Source organism: Blastococcus sp. SYSU DS0510 (assembly GCF_054050835.1).
Window position 1 is genome coordinate 22334 of the sequence record NZ_JBJHAC010000033.1, and the last position, 9517, is coordinate 31850.

Annotated in this window: 10 protein-coding genes; 7 read left to right on the top strand and 3 right to left on the bottom strand. The window is 70.1% G+C overall.

Annotated elements, in window-relative coordinates; translation table 11 throughout:
• The first annotated feature begins 64 nt into the window (after positions 1–64).
• The 3 genes from ACI79P_RS20280 to ACI79P_RS20290 all read left to right on the top strand — a co-directional run bounded on the left by ACI79P_RS20280 (position 65) and on the right by ACI79P_RS20290 (position 2991).
• Positions 65–1582 (top strand): mannitol dehydrogenase family protein, encoded by a 1518-nt coding sequence (locus tag ACI79P_RS20280; protein WP_456582867.1) that lies wholly within the window; start codon positions 65–67, stop codon positions 1580–1582.
• Between the two features lie 228 nt (positions 1583–1810).
• On the top strand, positions 1811–2566 hold the full coding sequence (locus tag ACI79P_RS20285) for an ANTAR domain-containing protein (RefSeq protein WP_456582868.1): 756 nt from the start codon (positions 1811–1813) through the stop codon (positions 2564–2566).
• Between the two features lie 179 nt (positions 2567–2745).
• Positions 2746–2991 (top strand): hypothetical protein, encoded by a 246-nt coding sequence (locus ACI79P_RS20290; protein WP_456582869.1) that lies wholly within the window; start codon positions 2746–2748, stop codon positions 2989–2991.
• A gap of 211 nt (positions 2992–3202) precedes the next feature.
• Here ACI79P_RS20290 and ACI79P_RS20295 read toward each other — a convergent pair whose 3' ends face one another.
• Positions 3203–3841 (bottom strand): GAF and ANTAR domain-containing protein, encoded by a 639-nt coding sequence (locus tag ACI79P_RS20295; protein WP_456582870.1) that lies wholly within the window; start codon positions 3839–3841, stop codon positions 3203–3205.
• 545 nt (positions 3842–4386) lie between these two features.
• Here ACI79P_RS20295 and ACI79P_RS20300 point away from each other — a divergent pair.
• From ACI79P_RS20300 to ACI79P_RS20310, 3 genes are all read left to right on the top strand, one after another.
• The gene (locus ACI79P_RS20300) at positions 4387–5025 is read left to right on the top strand and encodes a GAF and ANTAR domain-containing protein (RefSeq protein WP_456582871.1); all 639 of its coding nucleotides are present in this window, start codon (positions 4387–4389) and stop codon (positions 5023–5025) included.
• A 61-nt stretch (positions 5026–5086) separates the two neighbouring features.
• On the top strand, positions 5087–5845 hold the full coding sequence (locus ACI79P_RS20305; RefSeq protein ID WP_456582872.1) for a GAF and ANTAR domain-containing protein: 759 nt from the start codon (positions 5087–5089) through the stop codon (positions 5843–5845).
• Between the two features lie 20 nt (positions 5846–5865).
• On the top strand, positions 5866–6195 hold the full coding sequence (locus ACI79P_RS20310; RefSeq protein ID WP_456582873.1) for a hypothetical protein: 330 nt from the start codon (positions 5866–5868) through the stop codon (positions 6193–6195).
• Positions 6196–6451: 256 nt separating this feature from the next.
• Here the strand turns inward: ACI79P_RS20310 and ACI79P_RS20315 are convergent, their stop codons facing one another.
• Positions 6452–7231 carry an ANTAR domain-containing protein gene (locus ACI79P_RS20315; RefSeq protein WP_456582874.1) on the bottom strand — a complete coding sequence of 260 codons (780 nt, stop codon included), beginning with the start codon at positions 7229–7231 and terminating at the stop codon, positions 6452–6454.
• 1311 nt (positions 7232–8542) lie between these two features.
• On the opposite strand from ACI79P_RS20315, the gene ACI79P_RS20320 reads away from it, so the two are divergent.
• Positions 8543–9256 (top strand): toll/interleukin-1 receptor domain-containing protein, encoded by a 714-nt coding sequence (locus ACI79P_RS20320; RefSeq protein WP_456582875.1) that lies wholly within the window; start codon positions 8543–8545, stop codon positions 9254–9256.
• A gap of 129 nt (positions 9257–9385) precedes the next feature.
• Here the strand turns inward: ACI79P_RS20320 and ACI79P_RS20325 are convergent.
• Positions 9386–9517, bottom strand: a 132-nt coding sequence (locus ACI79P_RS20325; RefSeq protein WP_456582876.1) for an integrase core domain-containing protein, incomplete at its 5' end; no start/stop codon positions are given.

The following is a 9517-nucleotide window of genomic DNA, read 5'->3' on the forward strand; positions in this document are numbered from 1 at the left end:
GCCCCCGCCCGTCGACAGCTCGACGAAGGAGCGCGACACTCTTACCTGACGTTAGGGTAGGGGCGTGTTCCACGGCCCTGACCGCACGTCGACGCTCCCCCTCGGCCCGGGCACGCTCGGGTCGCTGGCGCCGGCGGTCGCGATTCCGTCCTACGACCGTCGCCGGGTGCGCACCGGCATCGTGCACATCGGCGTCGGCGGGTTCCACCGCGCGCACCAGGCCATGTACGCGGACCGGCTGATGAACGCCGGCACGGGCCTCGACTGGGGGATCTGCGGAGTCGGCGTCCTACCCTCGGATCGGCGCATGCACGAGGTCCTGAGCGCACAGGACGGGCTCTACACCCTCGTGGTGAAGCACCCCGACGGATCCCTGGAACCACGGGTGGTCGGTTCCCTCGTCGAGCACCTGCTGGCGCCCGACGACCCCGAGGCCGTGGTCGAGAGGATCGCGGACCCCGAGACCCGGATCGTCTCCCTGACGATCACGGAACGCGGCTACAACTCCGACCCGGTGTCCGGTGCCTTCGACGACAGCACCCCGGAGGTCCGGGCCGACCTGCGCCCCGACGCGGTCCTCAGCACCACCTTCGGCCTGGTCACCGAGGCCCTGGCTCGCCGCCGATCCCGCGGGCTCGCGCCGTTCACCGTCCTCTCGTGCGACAACCTGCAGAACAACGGCGACGTCGCCCGACGGGCGTTCACCGCCTTCGCCACCCTGAGGGACCCGGAGCTGGGCGCCTGGGTGCGGCGAGAGGTGTCCTTCCCCAACAGCATGGTCGACCGGATCACGCCCCTGACCACACCCGACGACGTCGCGTGGGTGCGCGATCGGCTGGGCGTGGCGGATGCGTGGCCGGTGGTGTGCGAGCCCTTCGCCCAGTGGGTGATCGAGGACAGGTTTCCCACCGGCCGCCCGGCGTGGGAGGACGCCGGGGTCCAGCTGGTCGAGGACGTCACGCCCTACGAGCTCATGAAGCTGCGATTGCTCAACGGCAGCCACCAGGCGCTGGCCTACTTCGCACACCTGGCCGGATACCGCTTCGTCCACGACGCCTGCCGGGATCCGCTGTGGTCCCGGTTCTTGCAGGACTACATGGACCGGGAGGTCAGCCCCACCCTCCCTGCCGTTCCCGGCGTGGACCTCGAGCACTACAAGCGGATCCTCCTGGCCCGCTTCACCAGCGCCGCCGTCGCGGACACGGTGACCCGGCTGTGCAGCCAGACCTCGGCGTTGATCCCCAAGTACGTACTGCCGGTGATCCGCGACAACCTCGCTACCGGCGGAGAGGTGCACCGGGCCGCAGCCGTCGTCGCCAGCTGGGCCCGGTTCGCCGAGGGCCGGGATGACCGGGCGCGCCCGATCACCCTCGTCGACCGGCAGGCCGACCGCGTCCGCGCCAACGCCGGCCGGCTCGACGAGGACCCACTGGCCTTCATCGCCGACCGCAGCATCTTCGGCGACCTGGTGGACGACGAGCGCTTCGTCGAGCCCTACCGACGGGCCCTGGCGGTCCTTCGTGCATGTGGCGCGCGGGCCACCCTCGCCACTCTCGTGGATGCGCCGGCCGGCTCGGGCTGAGCGGTCGCACACCGGCTCGTCACAGTTCTCGCGCCCGCCCGCTCCGGCTTCCGCGCCCCCGCCAGTCCCTGTCCAGGTGCGCCAAACGCGCGTACCGTCGAGTTCAGCGGCGATGTGCACGTGCGTCGACACTGCGTCCAACATCGGCGTATCCGCGATGCGGGCCCCTCGACCGGGGCCTGCTGCCGAGGCCACCTCGCCCCCGGTTTCACCACCGGAGGCCCTGCCGTGGACGGCACGCACAACGCTCACCCCGCGACGGCTGCCGAGGCGCTCGAGCAGCTCGGGCGACTCTCCCTGCGCGACCTGTCGATGCAGACCCTGCTGCAGAGGGTGGCCGACCTCACCACGGAGGTCATGCCCGGCAACCCCGACACCTCGGTGACGCTGCTGGTCAAGGGGCGACCCACCACGGTGGTGTCCACCGGGCAGCTCGCCGTGGCCCTCGACGAGACGCAGTACGAGGGCGGCCACGGCCCCTGCCTGCACGCGGCACGGACCGGTGAGCTGATCGAGATCACCGACACCCGCGCCGACACCCGGTGGCCGGACTACACCCGCCGCGCCGCCGAGCACGGCAACCTGAGCTCCCTGGCCGTCCCCCTGCTCATCGACGGGGACGCAGAGGTGACCGGGGCGCTGAACATCTACGCCCGCCGCACCCACGCCTTCGACGAGGACAGCCGATCGGCCGCCACCCGGTTCGGCCCGTACGCCGCGGTCGCGGCCGGCAACCTGCACGCCTACCAGAGCGCCCGCGACACGGCCGAGAACCTGCAGCTCGCGCTGCAGTCCCGCGCGGTCATCGACCAGGCCAAGGGCGTGCTCGTGGAGCGGCACAAGCTGACGCCCGACCAGGCCTTCCAGCTCCTGGCGCGCGCATCGATGCACAGCAACCGAAAAGTCCGCGACATCGCCGACCACCTCGTGCACACCGGCGAGCTCCTCGGCACCTCGCCGGGCGACGACCCCGGTCGTCCCTGACCCGAGGCGGCCACTCCCTCAGCGAGGTCGCCGTCCCGCCACCCCGCCGTCGCCGGCCCGTTCAGCGGCGACGGTCACGACCCCACCGCCCCAGGGCACGGGACGCCCCCTCTCACTCCACGCGTCGCCGGAGCCCCGGTTGCGTCCCGCAATCCATCGTCCTTCACGAAAGGACTCTCATGACCGGCACCGCCTTCGCCTGCCCCCTGACCGTCGTCGCGCATCGGCTCGGAGGCCTGGGGCCGGACTCGCTGTGGTGGGCCTATGTCGAGTGCGGCGGAAACCGTTCCCGCACCGACATGGCCGACTACCTCGCCGGCACCACCCTCTGGCCGGACAACGAGCACAACGCGCTGTCCCAGGCCTTGAACGAGGCCCTGTGGGACGCGGGAAGTCCGAGCCTCGTCCCGGTCCGGCTGGATTGAGCTGAACCGGCCCCTGCGATGATCGGCCGACCGCCGCCACCCCCCGCCACCGTGGCCGCTCACCAGGCCGGCGGCGGGGGAACGATCTCCGCCTCGTCGTCGCAGAGGCGCACGGCCGAGGACCGCGATCTGGCGTCCTGAATAGCTCTTTCCCGGTCCGGCCGGCACGGCAGCACGGTGGCGCTCCCTCACATCCGGCAGCGCTGCGGGGTCAACGCCCCAGGCTGCCGGTCTCCGTGAGCAGCTCGGCGACCTCCGTGAGCTTGCTGTTGGTCTCCTGGCTCGTCCTGACCAGCAGGGCGAACGCCATGTCCCCTGTCATCTTGTAGCGCTCCATCAGGATCCCTTTGGCCTGGCCGATGATGTCGCGGCTGGCCAGAGCGGCGGTGATGTGGTGCAGGTCCTGGGCGTTGGCGACCGCGATCGCGGCGTGGCTGGCGTACAGCAGACCGATCCGCTCCGACTCGTCGGTGAACGCCCCAGTCCGGCGGGACATCAGGTTCAGGGCGCCGAGGTCGCTCCCGTGCACGAACAGCTGGATGCACAGGATGCTGGCCACGTCGAGCTCCGCGGTGGCCCGACGGGCCAGCTCCGGCCAGCGCGGGTCGCCGGCCAGGTCGTCGACGCGCACGGTGACCTGCTGGTACACCGCGTCCAGGCAGGGGCCCTGACCGATCTCCCGCTGCAGGTCGTCGAACCGCCGCGCCCGCTCGCCGGTGGCTGCGGCCGAGATCACCCGCCGGCGTCCCTGCACCAAACTGACAGTGGCCTCCTCGGCTCCCGGGATCGTGCCCGCGACCGCCGAGACGATGAGCTCCATGACCGCCGGGGGGTCGCTCTGGTGCTGCATCTGCCGCGCGAGGTCGGACAGCCGCTGGGACAGGTCGTGACCGACCGCGTCACCGGTGGCGTGCGTCGACGGCCGCCCCCGACCGTCGGCGGGTACGGGGTCCGCGTCAGTCCGCTGACGCTCGTCACCGGAAGGCCCGGGCGCGCCAGGACTCGTGTGGCCCACCCCCGCACTCTGGCACGACCGCTGGGTGATCGGAATGCACACCGGCTTGCGCGGCCGCGGTTCCGGATCAGCGGCCGCCCCAGAAGACTTCACCGGCACGAGGGTGCGGGGCGCGTTCCCGAGCACACGTCGATGCACCTCCGCGGCGTACGGTTGGCCCCACGCCGCGACGAGCGGCGATCGCGGCGTCAGGAAGCGGCCTCGCGACCACGGGAGATGTGCCCAGCGCCATCTCCGTCGTCGACGAGAATCCCGTCTCGCCCTCGGCCGAGTAGACAGGCCGGACAGCCGTGAGCACCGATCTATCGTCCGCCGCACCCGCCACCGACGCGCAACAGGCGTTTGCCGAACTCGCCCGGGTCGCTCTCGGCCAGGAATCGATGGAGTCGGTCCTGCGGCGCGTCGCCGTGCTGGCCAAGCAGGTCATCCCCGGCGTCGCGGAGTCCTCCGTCAGCGTGGTCGTCAACGACAAGGCCACCACGGCCGCCTACACCGGTGCGCTGGCCCTGCAGCTGGACGAGACCCAGTACGGCCGCGGCTACGGCCCCTGCCTGGAGGCCGCGGTGGGGGAAGAGCTGCGGGAGATCCCCGACGCCCGCACCGAGACCCGCTGGCCGGACTATGCCCGGGCCTGCGTCGAGCACGGTTCGCTGAGCTCCCTGTCCGTCCCGGTCCCGGTTCACCAGACCGTCCATGCCGCCCTGAACCTCTACGCGGTCGGCGCACACGCCTTCGGCTCCGAGGCCGCAGTCGTCGCCCGCGAGTTCGCGTCCTACGCCGCCGTGGCCGTGGGCAACATGCATCTCTACGAGACCACCCGCCAGCGGGCCGAGAACCTCGAGATCGCGATGCAGCACCGGGCCGTCATCGAGCAGGCCAAAGGCGTCCTGATGGCCCAGCGGCGCTGCGACGCGGCCGAGGCCTTCGACATCCTCGCCATGGCCTCCCAACGCGCCAACCGGAAGCTCCGGGAGATCGCCGCCGCGATCGTGGCCGGCGTCGCGGATCGGCCCCGGTGACGCGGCCGACCGGAGGCCGCCATTCCCCACGGACCCCGATCCCACCTCTGAGGGGAACGCCATGACCGACCCTGCCGCCCGACCCGCTGACCGCCTGCAGGAGGAGCCCGCGGAGCTCTCCCCCGCCCTGAGGCAGATGGCCGGGCTCGTCCTGTCCCGGGAGACGGTCGACAGCGCCCTGCGACTGGTCACCACGCTGGCCGAGGTCACCGTCGCCGGGAGCATCGGCGCCGGCGTCACCCTCGCCGACGAGCACGGCAAGCGCTCGCGAGCGTCCTCCAACCAGGCCGTGGAAGAGGCCGACGGCCTCCAGTACGCACTCGACGAGGGACCGTGCCTGACCGCGTGGCGATCGCGGCAGCTGGTCCGCATCGACGACACCGCCACCGACACGCGCTGGGCGGCGTGGAACGCCGCGGCCGGTGCCCGGGGGGTGCGCTCGGTGCTGAGTACCGCCCTCGTGGTCGCCGACGAAGCCATCGGCGCCATCAAGGTCTACTCCGACCGCCCGGACAACTACGACGCGCACGCCGAGCGGGTGATGAGCCTGTTCGCCCAGCAGGCAGCGATCCTCCTCGCAAACACCCAGAGCCTGCAGCACGCCCGCGGGCTCAGTCGCCAGCTGACCGATGCCCTGGGCAGCCGGGACGCGATCAGCCGGGCAACGGGCATCCTCATGGCACAGGGAGCGGCCGACGGGCATGCCGCCTTCACCCTGCTCGCCGACACCGCCCGCCGGTCGGGCCGTTCCGTCGAGGAGGTCGCGCGCGAGCTCCTGACCGCGGTGGCTCCCCGGGACGCCGACCGCCGTCAGGCCTGACGAGGGGCGGTTCCATCGCCATGGACACCGACGACCGGCACCGGCTCTGCGAGACGGCACGGGTGCGGGGAGAGCTGACCGTCCAGGAGCTCTGGCTGCGCTACCTGGCCCTCGGCGGCAACCACGACGAGTTCGACGTCGACGGCTACCTCCAGGGCGTCCTCCCCCTGAACGCGCTGGAGCAGGACATGCTCGCCGTCGCCGTCAACGAGCGACTCGACGAGCTCTACCGGACCGCCCGGGTGCCCCTCGGAACGGCCATGCCGGACGCCTCCAGCAGACCCCCGCGGACCGGCCTCGTCGAGGAGCTGCTCGACAGGCACCGGTCGAACCCCGCAGAACCCGGCTGACCGCCGCCAACCGGACCCCTGCTGCTCCGCACGGCGGGTGGGCGTCGACCGGAGGGCCGGATCGCGCACTGCCCGCCTCGCCGACGACTGGTCGGCCCCCGGGCGGCCTGACGGATCGGGTGCGCGGCGAGGCGGCGGGATGCTCCGTCCCCGATCGCGTGGGCGGCCCCGCCACCCGCGGTCTTGGAGTGACGGGGCCTCACCGCGGCACGTCACCCGGGTGACCGCCGCGGCTGCACACGGGCGGGAAGTGATGCTAGCGGCCCCGCTGCTGGATGGCCTGGTCGGCGGAGAGCGAGGATCCGGTCCGGACGAGCGGTAGTTCGCCGGTGAGGACCAGGTGCTCGGCGATGTCGCGCACCTTGATGTTCTTGTTCATCGAGACGGTGGCCAGGGCTTCGAATGCCTGGCCGGGGGTCAGCTTGTGGCGCTCGATCAGGATGCCCTTGGCCTGCTCGATGATGGCTCGGGACTCCAGTGCCCGTTGCAGGTTGTCGGCCGTCTCCCGGGCGCGGCGGTACGCCTGGACGGTGCCGGCGGCGACCGCGGCGTAGGGGGCGAACCCGGTGGCCACCGCCCGGCTGGCCTCGTCGAAGGCCTCCGACCTCCGGGCGTAGACGTTCAGCGATCCCGCGACCTGCTCCTCCCCGGAGATGACGAGGGGAACGGCAAGCACGCTGAGGACGCCCGTGTCGGCGACGTACCGCCCGTAGTCCGGCCACCGGCTGTCCACACGGGTGTCGCCCATCTCCACCAGGACGCCGTTGCGGGCGGTGTGCAGGCACGGCCCGTCCCCGCGGTGGTACTGGACCTCGTCGAGCCCGAGGGCCAGTGACCCGGTGGTGACGACGGTGCGCGGCTCGTCCTCGATCAGCAGCGTGACCGATGCCTCGGGGTCACCGGGCATGACCCGCTTGGCGAGGTCGGCCATCGACTGCAGCAGGCTCTCCATGGAGAGTTCCCGCAGGGACCGCTGGCCCAGGTGCCGGAGCGCCTCGGCGGCTTCGATGGATCGTTGTTCCTCGCTGCGGGCCACCGCGGGCCTCCGGTCTGTTCCATACCGGGCGGGACCTCGGCGACGAACCCCACGATGGGCTCCGCAAGCGCGCTACGCCGCTGTGTGACGCAACATCGACGCCGGCTGCTGAGCCCGCCGTCCGGGAGAGCGTACGCGGTTTCGTCCATCCCGTGCCCGTCACCGCGTCGAAGGGACTGAACGGACGTCTCGCCACGCCGATTCCGACGCCGACAGCGCCTGGTAGCCCTGCGCGACCCGGCCTGGGCTCCGCGCCGGCACTGCGGGACACCGAGATCGCAAGGCGCCACGGACGGACATCGAGAGCCAGTCATGCCCCCTTGGCCCGCGAGCCGCCGACCGGAGGAGTGCCCCTCCTGCCGCCGGGCGAGGGTGGGCCAACTGCCACCAGAGACGACTCAGGCCGTTCCCCTGAAGGGGAACGGCCTGGTCATCGGGGTGGAGCTGAGGGGACTCGAACCCCTGACCCCCACACTGCCAGGCCGTCATGATCGCGTTCGCGGACGTCCGCCGAAGGCCACGGCGGGCGCCTGAGCAGTAGGCTGAGGCTCTTCCGACACAGCAGCGGACGCAGGTAGACGGCCACGGATTCACCTCAACTGCAACCAGAACTGCCACTGCCGGGAGCCGCCTCCGCATGGTTGCGGCCGATCAGGGCGCCGCGACCTCAGTTCTCGTGTCTCCGGCTTGGCCTCAGGCGCCGGCTCAGGCGCGACCACCGGCTCCTCAACCCGGCTCTGCATCGTCGGTTGGGCCGACCCAGGCGATCAGGTCACGCAGGGATGTCACGCCTTCCTCTAGGAGGTTCTCAATCGATTGGGCACCGCGGTCGTAGCCCAGGTCCTTCGTCAAGGCCTTCTCGTAGTCCGCGGCCTTAAAGGTGGGCGCGCGCCTTGGAGCGCAGCTCTCGCACTCGGCGGACGTACTTGGTGTCGCGCTCGAGTGCAGGTCGCCCTGTTGCGGTCGCCCCAGCGGACGCTTGGCGGGCGCGCGTGATGCCGAAGGTGGAGCGCGCTCCACCGACGCTACAGCCGCGCTCGCCACCGGCATCAACGTCGAGGACCGATGCTGGACCGCCCATGTGGCGACACGCTCACGCAGCAATACACGTCCAAACGGCCGATGTGCTGAGAGGATGAGTGAACCCCCGGCGAACGCATTAAGTTTGACCGCTAGACAGGAGCACCCTAGCCGATGCCACAATCGCGCTTGGAGCAAATCTGGGAAGCCGACTATGGAGAGCCAGAGAGACTCTCCTTCCACCTCGCGCCGCTAATGGACAAGGTCTCGCGGGACTCATGGACGACCGCGATGATCTACGTCAACAATAATCCATACTGCTTGGAGTTGTACATCGCCGTTGGCTTCGATCCTGACCATGCGGATACCGAACGCGACATGCAGAAGGTCGAGAGGGCCCTGACGGCTGCAGGAGCTCGGCAAAGGTCCGATCTTACGATCACCGACTTCTCCTCAGCATTTGCGCAGCGTCGCTTCAATGGTTTCGGACTGACCGACGCTCGATCGCTACAGCTAGCATTAACGAGTGAGCGCTTCGCCTCAAAGGCGCAACTTGCGGCCAAGGGCATTGATTTGGGCCCGTTTGGCCACCGTCCTCGCGTCTTCTTGAGTCATCAGTCCGACCGAAAGCCGGAAGTGCTCAAGTTGAGGGATCGACTTGCCGCTCGGGACCTTCCAACTTGGCTGGACGTCTTCGACATTGATTACGGTCAGAACCTCGCGGAAGCCATCGAGCAAGGGATCGCATCATCGGCGGCAGTTATCCTTTGGATCAGTCCAGGCTTTCTCAAGTCTAACTGGTGCCGTTTTGAGATGAAGTCATTCATCAGCGACTACGCATCGGAGGACAGGGTTCAGTTGCTCGCGGTCGTCGATCCGCAAGTTGAACTGGCAGACGTGCCCAGAACACTCACCCGGATCAAGTACCTGCGACTCGATGACGGCCAAGGAGCAGAAGCCGTAGACGCGGAGTTTGGCGAGTACCTGAAGCGAATCTGGAAGTAGGCAGCCAGCGTGCATTTACCCGACGCGAGACCTGCAGGACCAGCCGCCCAAGGTCCGTAAGGTCGAAGAGGATGTTGCTCCCGAGCCAGCGGAGCGAGCCCCCACGAGTCCGCGCGTGACCAGGCCCGCCTAGCTGTACTGACCGGACAGGTTGGTCAAGCGGGTGATGGGTGGGCGGTTGTCGGTCGCGGTGTGGGGCCGGTGATGGTTGTACTCGTGCAGCCAGGCCGGCAGTGCTTTGCGTCGGGCTGACTCGCTGAG